16 protein-coding genes and 1 pseudogene are annotated in these 16565 nt (G+C 64.5%); 5 read left to right on the top strand and 12 right to left on the bottom strand.

Annotated elements, in window-relative coordinates:
• Positions 1–97: 97 nt before the first annotated feature.
• From GXB81_RS27620 to GXB81_RS27610, 3 genes are all read right to left on the bottom strand, one after another.
• Complete coding sequence (locus tag GXB81_RS27620) at positions 98–1498, bottom strand: phosphatase PAP2 family protein (RefSeq protein WP_205990856.1); 1401 nt, start codon at positions 1496–1498, stop codon at positions 98–100.
• Positions 1499–1505: 7 nt separating this feature from the next.
• Positions 1506–3275: a bifunctional alpha/beta hydrolase/class I SAM-dependent methyltransferase gene (locus tag GXB81_RS27615; protein ID WP_205990855.1), complete on the bottom strand. Its 1770-nt coding sequence runs from the start codon at positions 3273–3275 to the stop codon at positions 1506–1508.
• Between the two features lie 94 nt (positions 3276–3369).
• On the bottom strand, positions 3370–3975 hold the full coding sequence (locus tag GXB81_RS27610; protein WP_205990854.1) for a CDP-alcohol phosphatidyltransferase family protein: 606 nt from the start codon (positions 3973–3975) through the stop codon (positions 3370–3372).
• 352 nt (positions 3976–4327) lie between these two features.
• Between GXB81_RS27610 and GXB81_RS27605 the strand changes: the two genes are divergently transcribed.
• Both GXB81_RS27605 and GXB81_RS27600 read left to right on the top strand, forming a co-directional pair.
• Positions 4328–4957 carry a lysophospholipid acyltransferase family protein gene (locus GXB81_RS27605; protein WP_167285031.1) on the top strand — a complete coding sequence of 210 codons (630 nt, stop codon included), beginning with the start codon at positions 4328–4330 and terminating at the stop codon, positions 4955–4957.
• Between the two features lie 32 nt (positions 4958–4989).
• The gene (locus GXB81_RS27600) at positions 4990–5919 is read left to right on the top strand and encodes a phosphatidate cytidylyltransferase (protein WP_205990853.1); all 930 of its coding nucleotides are present in this window, start codon (positions 4990–4992) and stop codon (positions 5917–5919) included.
• A gap of 156 nt (positions 5920–6075) precedes the next feature.
• Here the strand turns inward: GXB81_RS27600 and GXB81_RS27595 are convergent, their stop codons facing one another.
• Positions 6076–6774, bottom strand: coding sequence for an NUDIX domain-containing protein (locus GXB81_RS27595; RefSeq protein WP_167037081.1), 699 nt, complete (start codon positions 6772–6774; stop codon positions 6076–6078).
• A gap of 122 nt (positions 6775–6896) precedes the next feature.
• On the opposite strand from GXB81_RS27595, the gene GXB81_RS27590 reads away from it, so the two are divergent.
• Both GXB81_RS27590 and GXB81_RS27585 read left to right on the top strand, forming a co-directional pair.
• Positions 6897–7769, top strand: coding sequence for a ribose-phosphate pyrophosphokinase-like domain-containing protein (locus GXB81_RS27590; protein WP_205990852.1), 873 nt, complete (start codon positions 6897–6899; stop codon positions 7767–7769).
• 34 nt (positions 7770–7803) lie between these two features.
• Entirely contained in the window at positions 7804–9477 is a 1674-nt protein-coding gene (locus GXB81_RS27585) for a nicotinate phosphoribosyltransferase (RefSeq protein WP_167285030.1), read from the top strand.
• A 176-nt stretch (positions 9478–9653) separates the two neighbouring features.
• Here GXB81_RS27585 and GXB81_RS27580 read toward each other — a convergent pair whose 3' ends face one another.
• The 8 genes from GXB81_RS27580 to GXB81_RS27545 all read right to left on the bottom strand — a co-directional run bounded on the left by GXB81_RS27580 (position 9654) and on the right by GXB81_RS27545 (position 15713).
• The gene (locus GXB81_RS27580) at positions 9654–10019 is read right to left on the bottom strand and encodes a type II toxin-antitoxin system VapC family toxin (protein WP_167285028.1); all 366 of its coding nucleotides are present in this window, start codon (positions 10017–10019) and stop codon (positions 9654–9656) included.
• Positions 10013–10231, bottom strand: a complete 219-nt coding sequence (locus tag GXB81_RS27575; protein ID WP_167285026.1) for a ribbon-helix-helix protein, CopG family — start codon at positions 10229–10231, stop codon at positions 10013–10015. Before GXB81_RS27575 ends, GXB81_RS27580 begins: the two co-directional genes overlap by 7 nt.
• A 149-nt stretch (positions 10232–10380) precedes the next feature.
• On the bottom strand, positions 10381–11220 hold the full coding sequence (locus tag GXB81_RS27570) for a heavy metal-binding domain-containing protein (RefSeq protein WP_167037096.1): 840 nt from the start codon (positions 11218–11220) through the stop codon (positions 10381–10383).
• A 58-nt stretch (positions 11221–11278) separates the two neighbouring features.
• Positions 11279–12175 (bottom strand): heavy metal-binding domain-containing protein, encoded by an 897-nt coding sequence (locus GXB81_RS27565; protein WP_167037099.1) that lies wholly within the window; start codon positions 12173–12175, stop codon positions 11279–11281.
• 35 nt (positions 12176–12210) lie between these two features.
• Entirely contained in the window at positions 12211–12738 is a 528-nt protein-coding gene (locus GXB81_RS27560; RefSeq protein ID WP_167037102.1) for a hypothetical protein, read from the bottom strand.
• A 36-nt stretch (positions 12739–12774) separates the two neighbouring features.
• Complete coding sequence (locus tag GXB81_RS27555; protein WP_205990851.1) at positions 12775–14049, bottom strand: toxic anion resistance protein; 1275 nt, start codon at positions 14047–14049, stop codon at positions 12775–12777.
• Between the two features lie 320 nt (positions 14050–14369).
• On the bottom strand, positions 14370–14972 hold the full coding sequence (locus GXB81_RS27550; protein ID WP_167037111.1) for an EthD family reductase: 603 nt from the start codon (positions 14970–14972) through the stop codon (positions 14370–14372).
• Positions 14973–14999: 27 nt separating this feature from the next.
• The gene (locus GXB81_RS27545) at positions 15000–15713 is read right to left on the bottom strand and encodes an SDR family oxidoreductase (RefSeq protein ID WP_167285022.1); all 714 of its coding nucleotides are present in this window, start codon (positions 15711–15713) and stop codon (positions 15000–15002) included.
• A 677-nt stretch (positions 15714–16390) separates the two neighbouring features.
• On the opposite strand from GXB81_RS27545, the pseudogene GXB81_RS27540 reads away from it, so the two are divergent.
• Positions 16391–16565, top strand: a pseudogene (locus GXB81_RS27540) (MFS transporter); the annotation flags it as partial.

Here is a 16565-nt window from a genome sequence, read left to right as displayed (position 1 = left end):
GCACCCGCCGCGCACAGCGCCGCCGCGACCGCCCACACGCCCGCATCGAGCGCGCCACGCGCGGCGGCAATCCGGAACGCCGAGGACAGGTCGCGCATCACGCCGCCCCCATCGCGCGCCGGAGATCGATCCAGTCCTGCAGCACGGCCACCCCGTCGTCCGACCATACGGCATGCGAATGAACGGCGCGCACCGCCACCAGCGCGTCGCGAGCATCGTGCAAACCGCGCCGCAGCGCGAGCCATGCAGCCGCGCACAGCACACTGCGGCCATAGCCGAGCGCGCAGCAGACAAGCACGTCGCGGCCTTCGCCATGCAGCCTTTCGAGCGCCGCGACTGCCTGCTGCAATTGCCGCGCGGTCGGGGCGACGAGATCGAGTTGCGGCGCGGCCGCATACGCGAGCGATGCGTCGGCCGCGACCCAGCCCGGCATCTCGGCCGTCAAATCGACGAGTCCTGTCAAGCCGCGCCGCCGCGCCTCGCGCGTCGTCGGCGTTCGGCCGATCGACACGCGCTCGTCAATCCGCACCGGGGCCGGTTGCCGGAACGTCCACAGCCGCGAATTGACAAACGCGCCGGCAATCGTCGGCGCCAGCAGCCAGCGGATAAAAACCGGGAAACGCCCCCGCGCGTCCTTCTGGAACGCACCCGGCGCGCCGCGCCAATAAATCCAGGCGACACAGGCGAGCGCCAGCGCAACCCACCCCGCGACCAAGGCCCAGCCCGGCGCACGCGGCACACAGACCATCGCAATCACAGCGACGAGGATTGCCGCAAGCGCGTAGCAGCGCGCGAGCTTGCGGCTCGCCCTGTGCCTCCGGACCTCGGCCTCGGGCAGCCGGCCTGCGGCATCGCGCAGAGGAAACAGGAACAGCGCGAGGCAGCCGACGGCCGCACCGGTCGGCACGTCGATCGCGTGATGCTGATAGGTCGTCAGCACCGACACGCCGATCGCCAGGAACCACAGATGTAGCGCGCAACGCGCAAGCCTGCCGCGCAGATGCCTGGCGTAGACGGCCCACAGCACGACAAGCAGACCGATATGCAACGACGGCGCCTGGTTGTACGGCTTGTCGAAGCCCATCAGCAGCGTGAACAGCGCGCCAGCCAGGCCGCCCGCGTCGGGCCGCTCGAAACCGAAGCGCAACGGCCACGCGATAAAGCACGCGACGGAGATCAGTTGCACGGTCAGCAGCCGCTTGACGTGATCGAACAGATCGTCGCGGCGTGTCCAGAAGAAGAACGACAGCGCATACAGCAGGTCGATCGACCAGTACGGCACGATCGTCCAGGGTACGAATGGAATCGCGTGTTCCCAGCCGAACGCGAAGGTCGGCACCGACGCGCGGCGCGCGGCCAGCCAGTTCGCGAAACCGTACGTGGAAAAGAACACCGCGCCCATCGCCGCCAGCCAGCCGAGGCGCAACGCGAATGACGCGTCGCGCGGGCGGCTGGCCTGCGCGACGAGACCGCTTGCGTCGCCGCCGAGTTCGCTCATGATGCACTCATGGCGCATCGACCCGCTGCGCGAGGCTCACCGTGAAAATGCCCATCGCGTCGATTCGCTGGTCGAGCTTGCGGAAGCCCGCACGCGCGACCAGTTCGTCCATCTCGGCCTGCGAGCGGCGGCGCATGACCCACGTCGCCTCGCCACGGTGATTGTTCAATACGCGCGCGATGAATTCGAGCTGCGGATGCCACGGCTGCCCCGTATAGACGAGATAGCCGCCTGGCGGCACGGCCCGCGCCAGCCCGCGCAGCGAGCGCTCGATCATCTCGTTCGCGCCGAACAGCTCGTAGAGGCCCGACACGATCGCTAGCGTCGGGCGCGGCTCGAGCGCCGCGAGCGATGCCTCGTCGAATGCGTCGCCCGGTTCGAAACGCGCGATCGGCGCGAGGCCGCGCTGCGCGATCAGCGCGCGGCCGGCCTCGACATTCGGCGGACTGTAGTCGCGCAGCAGAATGCCGTCGGGCAGCGCGCCGTCACGTTCGGCGGCCATAGCGATCGCATCGAGCACATAACGCCCGTGTCCGGCCGCGATGTCGACGATCCGTACCGGCGTGCCATTGCCGCGTAGGCGGCCGATCGCCGCGCCGATCAGTTCCTGCAGATGCACCTTGCGCTGCCGGATACCGGCCCAGCCCGGCGAATCGAGGTACGTGCGGTCGATCAGCGCGCCGACGCCGAGCCGCCCTTGCGCGCGGTTGCGATACACGTAGTCGAGCGTCGAGCCCGAATCGAAACCGAGCCGCAGACCGAGCGCGATGCCGTCCGACAGCGCGCCGCCGACCTTCAGCCCCATGCGCGTGATGGCCCAGTACGCGCGGGAAAGCGGATTCGCGAGCGGCTGGCCGAGCGCCACGTATTCGTCGTGGAATGCGCCGCGCCGGTCGGCGTCGGCGAGCGACACGCGCGGGCCCGGCGCATCGAACTCGCGCAACACGAACGTGCGTAGCGGCGCGAGCGCCTGCGCGCGATCGCGCTCGCCGAGCGTGTCGTGATAGAAGCCCGGCAGCACGATGCGTTCTTTGCACGCCGAGCCGAGCCGCTCGAAGAAACGGTCCTGCGGATCGCGATGCACGACCCAGTCGGCGCCGGAAATCAGCAGTTGCGTCGGCACGGTGATCGCCGCTGCATCGGCGACGATCCGCTTCGCGGTGTCGTGCAGATCGAGCAGCATGTTGACCGCGATCGGCCGCGTAATCAGCGGATCGGCCGTATAGCTCGCGATCCGCTCAGGGTCGTGCGTGAGGAATTTCGGCTTCACGTAGCTGTTCACGTAGAACAGTCCGCGCAGCTTGTACATCAGCCGCAGACCCGGCCGTGCGAACGGCACGTAAAGCTTGATGCGAAACGCCGGCGACGCGACAGCGAGGCAGCGGATCGGCGGTGCATAGTCGTGCACCCATGTGGCCGCGAGCACCGCGCCGACGCTCTGGCCGATCACGGCCATGTCCTCGACGGCAATGCCGTACGTGTCGCGGATATGCTCGACAAACGCTTGCAGGTCGCGCACCGACGCGGCCGCGCTCGGGCTGTAGCCGCGCGCGCCGGGCGAGCGGCCGTGACCGCGTGCATCCCAGGCAAAAAAGGCGAAATCCGCCAGATCGAGTTCGTCGACGAGATGCGCAACGCGCGCCGAATGTTCGTGGCCGCGGTGCAGCAGGACGATCGCGCCGCGACAGCGCGGGCCCGTTGCGGACCAGTGACGATAGAACAGCGTCGTGCCGTCATGAGTGGTGAAGTTGGCCTCGCGGGCAGTACGTGCGCTCATCCGCTCTCTCGTTTCGTTATTCGAATCATGTCGCGCCCCCGTTCCGGTGTCCGCGACGTCAGCCACTCGGTCAGCCACTCAGTCGGCCGCCCCGTCAGCCGCCCACTTCGACAACCCCCGCCCGTACGCGCCGCACCGCCGTTACGATCGACAGCACGATCAGCAGACGCCACAGCCACGCACCGACGACACCGATCGGCAAACCGACACCGAACCACAATGCGAACGCGCCGAGCGCGAGCGCGCGGTCGCTCTTGCCGAACGGACCGTCATAGCGGCGGCTCGCGCCAACGAGCGGACCGGCAAGCCCCGCGCTTTCGACGATGACCGCCGTCAGCGCGAATAACCAGACGTCCGCGGGCGTGAATGCCGGGATCGCGAGAAAAGGCAGCACGAGCGCGACGTCGGACACGATATCGCCGAGTTCGTTAAGGTACGCACCGAGCGTGCTCTTCTGCCCGTGCTCGCGAGCGAGCATCCCGTCAATCGCATTGAGCGCCATGCGCGCGAACAGCCATAGCGGAATCAGCAGGAACAGCGCGCGGGCGAAGACGCCGAGCCCGGCAATCGCCCCGACTACAATCGAGCCGCCGGCCGCGAACAGCGTGACCTGATTGGCGGTGACGCCCCGTTCGGCGAGCGAGTCCGCGAACGGACGCAGACAGTTCTGGAATTTGGGCTTGAGTGCGTAAAGGCTCATTGGTTTTAATTCGCGGCTTTAATTGGCACGACATAATCGGAATCTGGCGCTTTTCGCGGAAACACCCGATAATCCGCTGGCCCGACCGCGTGATTCATTCGAACTGCAAACAAGCATTCATGCGCTGATGCAATGAGCCCTTATCATGCCATCGACCCGTGCATTCGCCAATCCGCCCTATGCGCGAGTCGATTCGAATCATTTTCGCAGAGCCGCGACAGGCCGCCACTCATTTGAAGAAAATTAAACCCCCGCCATTTCCCCTATTGCGCCGCATCGGCATGCCGGGATGCCGCCGGCCGCGTGGAGACCGCGGCTTCGGCCACGCACATGAACAGGGGATGCGCCGCCTATGAACATCCTGAACGTGTGGCAGCGCGATTTCCTGCTGACCCTCGTGCGACTCGTCGCAGGTGCCTATCCGGTCTGGTATCAGGCACCGCCGTCGCCAACCCAGACAATCTATTTCTCGAACCATACGAGCCACATCGATACGCTTGCGATCCTCGCCGCGCTGCCGCGCGAGGTGCGCGCCGTCGTGCGGCCGGTCGCCGCGCGCGACTACTGGGACAGCGGTACGCTCAAGCGCCACATCGCGCAGAAGCTGCTGAACGTCGTGCTGATCGACCGTCACCGCGAATCGGGCGGCGACCCGCTCGATCCTGTACGCGACGCGCTCGCACAGGGGCACTCGATCATCATCTTCCCCGAGGGCACCCGCAGTGCCGACGCACTGCCGCAGCCGTTCAGGAGCGGACTGTTCCATCTCGCGAGGCAATTCCCGCATGTGGCACTTGCGCCCGTCTATCTCGAGAACCTGCAGCGCATCATGCCGAAAGGCGCGATCTGGCCTGTACCGCTGATCTGCAAGGTGCATTTCGGCGCCCGCGAGGCGCTAGCCGCTGAGGAAGACAAGGCCTCCTTCCTCGCCCGCATGCGCGATGCGATCGTCGCGCTCGCGCCGCATCGGCCGGCCGGCTGAGCGCCCTTCTCCTCTTCATCCGGACTTTGAGCATGCGAACACTTTTCTGGGAACTGGTCGCGGGCGTGACAGGGCTGCTCGCCATCGCGACCTTGATCGGCGCGATACTCGGCGCGCGCGCCGGCGGCACGAGCGAAACCATCGTCAACCTCAATCAGCGCATCCGCGCATGGTGGGCGATGATCGCGGTGATGGTGGTCGCGATCGGCCTCGGCAACAACGTCACCTACTTCGTGTTCGCGCTGCTGTCATACCTGACGCTGCGCGAATTCATCACGCTTACGCCGACGACCGCGAGCGACCACACGACGCTGTGCATCGCGTTCTTCGTCGCGATCCCGGTGCAGTATCTGCTGCTCGCGATCAACTGGTATGGGATGTATTCGATTTTCGTGCCGGTGCATCTGTTCTTCGCGATGTCGCTCGTCTCGGCGCTCACGCAGGACACGAGCGAATTCCTGAGCCGCAACGCGAAGATCAACTGGGCGCTGATGGTTTGCGTGTACGGCCTGAGCCACGCGCCCGCCGTGCTGATCCTCGACATTCCGCATTACGCGGGAGAGAACGCGCTGCTGCTGTTCTACTTCCTGCTCGTCGTGCAGATCAGCGACGTGCTGCAATACGTGGTCGGCAAGCTGTTCGGACGGCGCAAGATCGCACCGCAGTTGTCGCCCTCGAAGACGGTCGAAGGCTTCATCGGCGGCGGCCTGCTCGCGACGCTGTGCGGCGCGGCGCTGTATCGCGTGACGCCGTTCAGCTTCGGCGCGGCGTTCGGCATCTCGCTTGCGATCGTGATCTCGGGCTTCGTCGGCGGGCTCGTGCTGTCGGCCGTCAAGCGCTCGCTCGGCACGAAGGACTGGGGCTCGATGATCGCCGGCCACGGCGGTATGCTCGATCGCGTCGATTCGATCTGCTTCGCCGCGCCGGTGTTCTTTCATCTCGTGCGCTATGCCTATGCGTGACAGGTTGGGCAAGGCACTTTACCCGGCGTCCCGGAACGTCCGCCCGATGACCTCGCGTTACCCGGCCGAATGGCAGCGCTGGAAATAATCGCCGAGGCGGGAACGGTTCCGCTCCCGCCTCGACGCGGCAGTTGCACTGCGCGCAGCGGACGCGGCCTACCACCCCGCGCGTTTGAACAGACCCAGCTGGTCGACCCGAAACAGCCGCGCCGGCCGCTGGTTGCCGAGCTGGTAATCGTCGGTCGCGATCAGCACGCCCGCGTCGTCGACCGCTTCGCCGGGCTGCACGTCGCCGACCTTGATCCCGAGTCGCGAACGGAATGTCGCCCGCGTTACCGTCTCGCCGAACACCGCTTCGTAGGTATGCTGCAGCTGGGTCAGCGTGAATTTCTCCGGCAACAGCCAGCATGGCAGCGTCGAATAGCTCGACTTGTTGCGCACGCGCAGCACGGCGGCGCGGATCTGCTCCGCATGGTCGAAGGCCAGCGCGGGAAGCCGGTCCACCGGATAGAGCCCGAACACGCCCGATTCAGCCCCCGTCAGACTCTCCAGCGGCACGAGCGCGACGTAGCTGATCGCGACCGACCACCCGCGCGGGTCCCGTCCCGGGCCGGCGAACGTCTGAAGCTGCTCGATGTAGCGCGGTTCAAGCTGCGTTTTCTCGCGCAGCATGCGATACACCGCGTCTTCGAGCGAACCGTCCTCGTTCGTGTGGATATAGCCGCCCGGCAGCGCCAACGCCCCGCGGCACGGTTGCTGGCGGCGCTCGTGCAGCGCCACCAGCAATCCCTCTTCCGACAACGTCAGCAGCACCACATCGACGCTCACGTCCGGTTTTTCGTAGCCCTTTTTCATGCCCTACCCCTTGCCCTGTCCAACCTGAAAAAAGTTTAGCAAACATAGTTGCAGAAAGCGACTATGTCGGTCTATACTTCGCAGCAAGTTAGTCGCACTTTCCAACTATGTAAGAGGCAGCGATGTTGAACATCACCGCGGTGACCACGATGCAGCACGACGCCGAGTCGTCGCTGAAGGCGCGTAATCCGGTCGGCCTGAAGGTTCTGAAATTCCCGGGCGGAGAAATGCATGTCACGGTCCAGACCGGCGTGCCGGCCGGGCAGCTCGAACTCAACGCGCATCTTCCGGATGCCGCCGCCGTCATGACGCTGCTGATGACCACCGACGCGCTGCGCCGGGCCTATCCGGACACGCCGCTCGATCTGCACCTGCCCTACGTGCCGTACGCGCGCCAGGATCGCGTGGCGAATCCCGGTGAATCGCTCAGCGCCAAGGTGTTCTGCGACCTGATCAACGCCCAGCACTATCGCCGGGTCGTCATCCAGGACCCGCACAGCGACGTGACGGCCGCGCTGCTGGACCGGGTCGTGATCGACGATCCGTTGCCGGCCCTGCGCCGTGTCGTCGAACAGGTTCTCAGGAGTCGTTCGAGCCTCGCGCTGGTCGCGCCAGACGCGGGTGCCCGCAAGCGCGTGCTGAAGCTGGCTTCACAACTCAATTCGCAGCTCGACCCGCAACTCGACCTGCCCGTCGTGTTCGCCGACAAGGTCCGCGACACCCGCACGGGCGCCATCACCGGAACCGCGATTCAGGGCGACCTGCCCGAATGCGCGCTGCTGGTGATCGACGACATCTGCGACGGCGGCCGCACCTTCACCGAACTTGCGCAGGCGCTCGATGCAAAGCAGGCCCGCGGTGCCGCGCGCAACCCGCTGTACCTGTACGTGACGCACGGCATCTTCAGCAAGGGCCTCGACGCGCTGCTGGAGCACTACGCCGCCGTCTTCACCCGCAATAACTGGACGGACGACGCCCGCGCCGTCCTGGCCTGAACCCGCACGCCATCACCCCGACCGGAGAACGATCATGAACGGACTGATTCCCTTCAATCTCGCCGACTTCTACAAGACGGGCCATCCGTCGATGTACCCGGCAGCCACGACGAAGCTCGTCGCGAACTTCACGCCGCGCTCGGCGAAGTACGCCCCCGTGCTCGAACAGTTCTACGACAACAAGGTGGTGTGGTTCGGTCTCCAGGGCTTCATCAAGGAGTTCTTTCTCGGCGTGTTCCAGCGCGAGTTCTTCGAGGCGCCGAAGGACGCGGCCATTCGCCGGTACAAGCGCCGCATGGACACCGCGCTCGGCCAGGATGCGGTGCCGGTCGAGCGCCTCGGCGCGCTGCACGATCTCGGCTATCTACCGCTCGAACTGCGCGCGCTGCCCGAGGGCGTGCGCGTGAACATCAAGGTGCCGCCGGTGATCTTCGTCAACACGCATCCGGCGTTTCCGTGGGTCTCGACTTACTTCGAGACGCTGTTCAGTGCCGAGATCTGGAAACCGTCGACAGTCGCGACCATCGCCTTCGAATTCCGCAAGCTGCTGAGCCACTTCGCGAAGCTGACCGGAGCGCCGGAAGACTTCGTGGACTGGCAGGGCCACGACTTCTCGATGCGCGGCATGAGCGGCGTGCACGACGCCATGCGCTGCGGCGTCGGCCACCTGCTGTCGTTCACGGGCACCGACACGATCCCGGCCATCGACTATGCCGAAGACTACTACGGCGCCGACGCGGACAAGGAGCTGGTGGGCGGTTCGATCCCGGCTTCCGAGCACAGCGTCATGACGCTGCGGATTCTGGCCACGCTCAAGCGCCTGCAACGCGATCCGGCACATGCCGGACTCGACGAAAAAGCGCTGCGCCCGTTGGCCGAACGCGAGGTCATCCGCGAATTCGTCACACAGGACTATCCGGCCGGCATGGTCTCGCTGGTGAGCGATTCGTTCGACTACTGGAACGTCATGACGGTTATCGCGAAGGAGCTGAAGGAAGCGATTCTCGCCCGCCAACCGAATGCGCTCGGCCAGAGCCGCGTGGTGTTTCGCCCGGACTCCGGCGATCCGGTGCGGATCCTGGCAGGCTATCGCGACAACGAACTCGCACGCGATGCCGACGGCGCATTCCGCAAAGCCGGCGACCGTTACATCGTGGCGGCCAACGGTCTGCACATCACGGAAGCCGAGCGCAAGGGATCGGTCGAATGCCTGTGGGACATCTACGGCGGCACGTCGACGCACAGCGGCTACCGGATGCTCAACGACAAGGTCGGCCTGATCTACGGCGACTCGATCTCGCTGACGCGCGCCTGGGACATTCTGACCCGCCTGGCCGAGAAGGGCTTCGCGTCGAGCAACGTGGTATTCGGCATCGGCTCCTACACCTACAATATGCTGTCGCGGGACACGTTCGGCTGGGCCATGAAAGCGATCTACGCCGAAGTCGGCGACGAACAGGTCGACATCTACAAGGACCCGGCCACCGACGACGGCACGAAGAAGTCGGCTCGCGGCCTGTTGCGCGTCGAGAAGGAAGGCGACGACTACGTGCTGTACGAACAGCAGACGCCCGAGCAGTTCGCCACCGGCGCGCTGACACCGGTCTTCCGGAACGGGCAACTGCTGGTGACGACCACGCTCGCCGACATCCGCGCGCGTCTCAAGGCGTCATGGACATGCGCGGAAGCGGCAGACGCGGCAGCGTAACCGTGTGACCATCTGGCGCCCGCTCTCGCGGCGGGCGCCAATAGATGCGCGGGCAAAGACTGCGCAGACGGCGTCATGACGGATAGGTGTCCAACACCCTCGAACACCCGGCTCGCAGCATTGACGAGTTCATTTCAGCGCGTGTCCGGAGATGCAGAGGCAAATCCCGTTTTCCTTTAAATCTTGTATGGGACACGTACGCCAGGTTCGTCAGCAGGAAAATCCTTGGTATTGCGAGAAACCAGCAGCATTGCATTCACCTGGGCCGAGGCCCATACAATTGCATCGGGCAGTCGAATCCGCCTCTGTTTACGAATCTCGACCGCCCGATTTGCGATGGCTGCGTCGAGCGCAATGACATCGAACGAGCCAAGCCATGCACGAATAGCCGCTTCATCGTCCGGTGTTGCACCAACCAGGACTTCCATCCAGGTGATCGTGCTAATCGCACGATACTCATAGCGCGCGAGTTCTTTCTTCGCCGCACCTACGCCGTTGAGGTAGTCGATCAGAACGTTTGTGTCGAAAAGTGCCCTTACCATTCTGAGCGCAGTTCCTGCTGGTATTCCAGACCATCGATTTTCCTGCTTTTCCACAGACCAAAAACGTCAGCCCCGACAGCGCGCTTGTGCTGCGTGATATAGGCCTCAATCGCGTCGCGAATGACGGCGGCGCGAGGACGTTGCTCAGCGGCCACAAGCACCGCTAACTCTTCGACCTGCGCATCGGGCAAGTCGATCAGGATTCGGCTCATTACCCCCTCCGATTATTGATATACATATCATATATCAATTGAGCCTTCGCAGCAAGCGGCTACCGAACCTCTCACCGGCACGGCAATGCCGAACACGCCGACGTACGCGGCCGCGTAAAACACAGCCACGCCCTGCCGGCAAAATTGCCCTAATCGTTGACCGACAGCACCAGTGTCGGCGCCGGAATGTCCTTGGGCGCGATTTCCTCGTTGAGCGGCACGACGGCCGTGCCGATCGCGAAGAACTCGATCACATGGCTTTCCCAACGATACGACTTCTCCTGCACGATCGTGCCGACAACGCCTTCGGCCTTTGCGTCCTGCGCTTCCTTCTGCATACGCTCGATGGCGAGTTCGCGCGCGCTGTAAAGCGCCTGGGTGAACTGTTCGAGTTCGACGTTGCGCCCGGCCTGGCGGAACGCCTGCAATACGCCCCGGTGCGCGACGTGATACACGCACGAGCCCATGACCATCTCGACCGGGCGATAGCCTGCGCCGAGCAGCGTATAGAAGTCCTGGCCGGACAGATCGGACGTGAACGGTCCGCCGTCGTGCGCCTTGAAGCCCTTCGTGTCGTGGTTGTGAACCACGCCCGTGCCGATCGCGATGAATTCGAGGAGATTTTCGTCCCATTCGACATGCTTGATTTCGAGCCGCACGCCGACAATACCGTCCGCGTCCATCTCGCGCGCTTCCTCGCGCATGCGCGACATCGCGAGCTCGCGGGCGTGGTACATCGCCTGCGACAGGACCGTCATCTCCTGGTTCTGATTCCACGACGAATACTGGATGCCGACGTGGTAGATGCAGCTACCGACACACAGGCCGATAGGCTCGAACCCCGCCTTGCGCACGAGAAGAAATTCGTTGACCGAAAGGTCGGACGTGAAGACGCCGGACGGATGCGCGGCAGTGCGAAGGCCCTGCAGGCGCTCCCTCACGCTCGAGGGAAGTTGGTGGCTATAGTCGGCGACCGTGGTATTCGACATGCGCTGGCTCCTTGGTAAGGAAGACGGTGTGAAGGCGATCCGGGGCGATCCGGGACAATCAGATGCCGTCGTTGAACGAGTTGTGATGCACCGACGTCGTGCGGATCAGATCCGGGCGGTCGCTCAGGTCGAGCACCCATTCGACCGGGTGAGGGATCGTGCCGGCCGGCTCGCCGTCCACGACCGTTCCCATGACGATGTGACGCCCGAGGTAGTTGTAGCGGGTCGGGTTCTCGTACTCGCGCCGGAAGATCTGGCTGAAATTCAGTTGCGCGAGCACGCCGCGCCCCTGCCGCGCCGTGTCTTCGCGCAGGTCGCGGTGGGCATCGCGGCGGATGCGTTCCCAGAAAGACGTGGTTTGGCTCATCACGGCGTTGCGCCAGGACTGGTCGGATCGCCAGTCGAGGTTGTCGTTGCTCCATGCAAAGCGTGCGCCGACGGCAAGGCCAACGGGCACGATGCCCGCTTCGAGCAGTTGCACGAACTCGAGCGCGGGCACGGTCGAGAGGATCGGCGCGGGACTCGCCGGCAGGCCCGCGATCCGCACCGCCGTGCCGACGAGCGAGTAGTCCATGCTGCTCTCGATCGCAAGATCGAGCGAGACCATCTTCACGTCGATGACGGCGTTCGCGCCGAGCGCGGCGGCCTCGGCCTGAAGCCGATGCTGGGCGGTATTCCAGCCCTGCTTGTGCCCCTCGGTCCACGAATAGCCGTAATGCATCCAGCAGGTGGCCGCGATCGGCGCGATCATCCGGACGCCATGCGAGCGGGCCAGTGCGAGTTCGGGCGCCGTCAGCGTGGAGATCCACGGCAGCGTGCCCGCCCTGGCCTGTTCGAGACGCTCGTGCAGCAGGTTCGGCACACCTTGCGCGTCGAAGAAGGGCCGATCGTCGGGAGGTGCCTGCGTTGGGGAATTGCTGCTACCACCGCCGAACAACGAAGACCAGATTCCCATGAATAGCCTCGGTAGAAAATGGGGTAGCCGATGCGTCAGAGCGAGCGCAGCAGGTCGGCAATGCCTCGCGCCTTTTCCGTGCGCTCGTGTACCTTGGCGAGCAGGCCGGAGATCCACGTGTGCGCCTGCACCTGTCGGGTCGAAAGCGTGATGCCGCGCACGCGCTTTTCGACTTCGGTCACGATCTGCTGATTGCCGGAAAGGCGCATGCGGTAGGTTTCGTCCTCGAACGCTACGGCGAGTCCGACGACTTCCTCGGTTTTGCGGAAGAGTCCGCGACGCACGATGTCGAGCGTCGCGTGCTGCGGCAAAGCCTCGCTGACGATGCGCGCGAACCGGGACAGGAAGCCCGCGCCGTCGGCTTCGGCCCGGCGCAGCCAGGCCGCGTCGAGATCGAACGAAGTCAGGTCCGGCGCAACGGCGGCGGCAGGTGCCGCGGAGATCGCCGTGCCAGCGCCTGGCGCCGTGTCGGCCAGGCTGCGCGTGATCGCGCCGAGGTCGAGCGGTTGCGTGGCCGGGTCGATCCCGGCGCCGTCCTGGGAATCCGGGGGCTGCGCGGTCATTCGCGATGTTCCTGTAGAGAGTGGGGGCCGAGGCGATCAGGCGCCGCGGACCGGCCTCGCGAGTGCGGCTTGCTGCACGCCGCGCATGCCGGATACGAGGCGATCGCGCACGCGCACGAGTTCCTGCTCGCGCTTGCGGTCTTCATCGGCGGCATCCTGTTCGATCTTGAGCACTTCCTGCATGGTCGAAATCGTTTGCTCGGCGAGCGCGGACAGCGCCTCGAGGTTGCGATTGTCGCCCTGCAAGCTGCGGGCCGCGGAAATGGCGGCGTCGTGCGCGGCACGACCGGCGATCTCCGTGATCCGGCGATTCGCTTCGTCCAGCTTTTCCTTTTCCTGCCCACCGCGCTGCACGTCCGCCTCGACAGCCGCTTGCGAAGCGACCGCCATCAGACGCGGCAGGGTCAGCAGGATACCGCTGTTCAGTTGCGAGACGCGTGTCACTGCCGCCTTGCGATTCAAGGCGATCAGCGGAATCAGGGTCGCGGCCGACACCATGGCTTCACGCATGTCGGCCGTCTGGGCCCGGAAATTCGCGAGCGTATTGCGACGATCCATCGCGATCGCTGCGTCGCCCGACGTGTTCGAGCGCAGCGCGATCTGGCGCAGTTCCTCGGCTTCCTGCACGCCGCGATCCAGTGCGATCTGCGCGGCGGCAATGGCGATCGTCAGATTGCCCACGCCCTGGCGCACAGTCTGACTCTGATCGTCGAGCAGTTGCACGGTGGTCATCAGGTCGGCTTTCGCCTTGCGTGCCCGCGCTTCCTCGGCGTCCATCAGCGTCAGGAATTTCTTGCGGTTCTCCGCGAAGGACTGGACCGCATCGTGCGCGAGCTTGCCGAGGCCCATCACCCGGCCGAGCAAGCCGGTCGCTTTCGGCGCGATCTTGTGCGCTTCGGCCTGGAGTTCGTCGATACGCAGGATCTTGATGCCGTCGATCACGGCCGCGGCGATCTGGCCGACTTCGCCCGCATTGCCGACCGTGGTATCGGCGAGCAGTTGCCGGGAGACCTGGGCAATCGGCTGCAGCGTATGCTCGATGAAAGTCAGCGTCGAGGCCGTGTCCTCGAAACGGATCGAATCGGCAAGCTGGTGCGCGCGGGTTTGCAGTTCGGCCGGCAGGGTGCTCAGTTCGACGAGACGCTCGAAAGCCGGCATGGGCGCCGCGATTTCGGTCGACTCCGCAGTGTCGACAGGGAGACGGGATGAATCCGAACCGGATGCCGGATTCCCGGCCTCATCCGGTGTCGCGAGTGAGGCGAACGCGCTCAGATCGAGCGGCTGGGTGGTCGGCTGCTGAGGATCGCTCATGGCGAAAGTTCCTTTTGCACTGAGGCGTGGGGTCGGGATTCGCAATACCCGGCATGGTCGGTCGGCGCAGGGCGACTGTTCGCTCTGCGCCGCGCCACTGCTGCCGGCATTGCCTGCCCTGCTTCGTCTGTGCCGAACAATACACCGATTCGCCAGACTAAAGCCACTCGATGTACTCAGGAACGCGCAACCCTCATCGGTTGGGGAATAACGCCTGCTTTCTGCTTGTAAGTTGCCGACTCGCTGACATAGCGGAAATCTGCCCCGCGACAGATCGACCGCCGATAGGAAATCGCTTCTGGCACAGCCCGTTCGCCCGGTCAGACGAAGCGTAGCGTTCGCACGCGGCAAACGCTCAAACGCGCGTCAACCGAAGCCGCGCATGAGGCAAGCCTATGCCCGGCCTTCCGCGCACTCTCCGCATTGTCGAACTGGAGATGGAAAAATGCGCTAACCGGCTGGGGCGGTTCCATGCCGGGCTTGGCGATCAGATCGGCCACATCGTCGCGGATCAGCACGGCCCGTTGTTGCAGCACCTGGCATCGTGCTTCGATCGCATCCAGCGCCGCCGCACCGCCGATGGCCGCAACGATCAGCTTGCCGCCCGCGCTCTCGCGTAACGGCGAAGCCTTCCTGATCGCATACCCCGAACCGTGGCCGAGAAAGTTCGGCTCGTCTTCCACCATCGGTCGCGCGGCGGCACTGGCAAAGGCTGCCGCCATATCTTCCGGACGGTCCCACAGCAGCTCCACGAAACCGTCCACCTCGATCGCCGAACCGCCCGGGACCGTGAAGTCTTCCTCTACGTGATTCTGGATATAGCCGCGCACTTTCGGCAATCGAGCCACGGGCGCCGCGTGACGTTCCCAGTTTCGCGAGAAGCGTTCCCGGTTATCGCCAGTGCGCCGGACCAGCACCGACATGCGTTTGAACATGACGACGGCTTCCGGTCAGGCAATCGAGGCGCCGCCATCGAGCGTCACGATGGTGCCCGTCGCATAAGGCGTGCAGGCAAGCAGCAAAAGCTGGCGTGCAATATCGTCCGGTTGCGCGTGGCACCCTGCCGGATACGACGCGGCAACCTTCTCGAACATGGCGGCGCGAGCGCTTTCCGTCATTGCACTCCACATTTCCGTTGCCACGACGGCCGGCGACACAGCGTTCACTCTCACGGGCTTGAGTTCCAGCGCCAGACCCTGAACCAGGCTTTCCAGCGCTCCATTTATCGCCCCCATGAGTGCTCGTCCCGCCGCCGGGCGAGTGGCAAGAAAGCCGGCAATCACGCCGAGCGACCCGCCCGCGTGAATCCGCGCATGACGCGCGACACGATAGAAGCCCCAGAACTTCGAGTTCATCGCGGCATAGGCGGACTCCATCGGCAACTCGCGAACGGCGGCCATCGATACTTCCGACCCGGTGACGATAACGTGGTGCCAGGCTTCCTCGTTGTCGAAGAACGCGGCGACTGCCTCGTCGGCGGTGAGATCGAGCTCGCGGCTTTGAGTGCCCTCGCCGATTTTTTGCGCGGCCGCGGCAAGCTTTTCCGGCGAACGCGACGCGATGGTAACCCGCGCGCCGAGCGATCTGGCCAGCTTCGCCGTGGCGAAGCCAATACCCGACGAGCCGCCGATGACCAAAACGCGCTGCTCAGACATATCGAACATGATTGGCGATCCTATGTGTTTTGAAGTGATGCCCTTACTCCGCGAATGTCGAAGCCACGACCCATCCTCTCGCTCGACGATTCGGTGTCGGACAGACTATACGGAAGTTACTTCCAGATTGGAAGAATATTCAAAAACTACAGAAAAGGGTTTTCCCTATCACGATCTCGCCGGGCCGGCTGGCCAGCCACTCAACCGGCAGAGATTCAGGTTTTCGCCCGCCGTGACGGATGAGGCGGTAGTCCGTTGATAACTTTACAAATTTCTGAACGCGGACAGATCGGCCAGACAAGCTCGCTACTGGGAAAACCCTGGTCGTTTTTTTACGAAAGTAACTTCCAATTTGGAAGTTACTTCCACATAATCTACCCCGAGGCTTGACGAGTGAACAAGGGGTTTTGTCGCAGGCGCGCCGATCCGGAATGGAGGCGCTTGCGGCACGCCGGCTCGCTGACGCAGCGCCATGTGGCAACCGCTCTGGCAGCACGCCGGACGATATGAGCGTCTCGCCGCCGGATCAACCGGCCTTGCAACGCATCGCTCGCGTACCCGGACAGTGACGACGCAGCGATCCTCAAGTGTGGGTAAACCGGCTGGGCGACACCGCCATATCGCGTTGTGATCGTGACAAGCGCATCCAGGACGTCTGCGCTTTCATTACTGGAGACAAACAAGGCATGAAGACAGAGACAACACTTTCCACCGCCGCGAATCCGGCACGACGATCGCGAGCCCGCTTCGCGATTCTCGCGCTGCTCGCGATCGGCACCGTCATCAACTACCTCGATCGCACGGTGCTCGGCATCGCCGCGCCGAGCCTGACCAAGGAACTTGGCCTGTCGGCCGGCGTGA

This window comes from Paraburkholderia sp. Ac-20336 (genome assembly GCF_017105025.1).
In the GTDB taxonomy this organism is placed as follows: domain Bacteria; phylum Pseudomonadota; class Gammaproteobacteria; order Burkholderiales; family Burkholderiaceae; genus Paraburkholderia.
The sequence above is the reverse complement of the archived record's forward strand: the minus strand, read 5'-3'. Positions and strand labels throughout refer to the sequence as shown.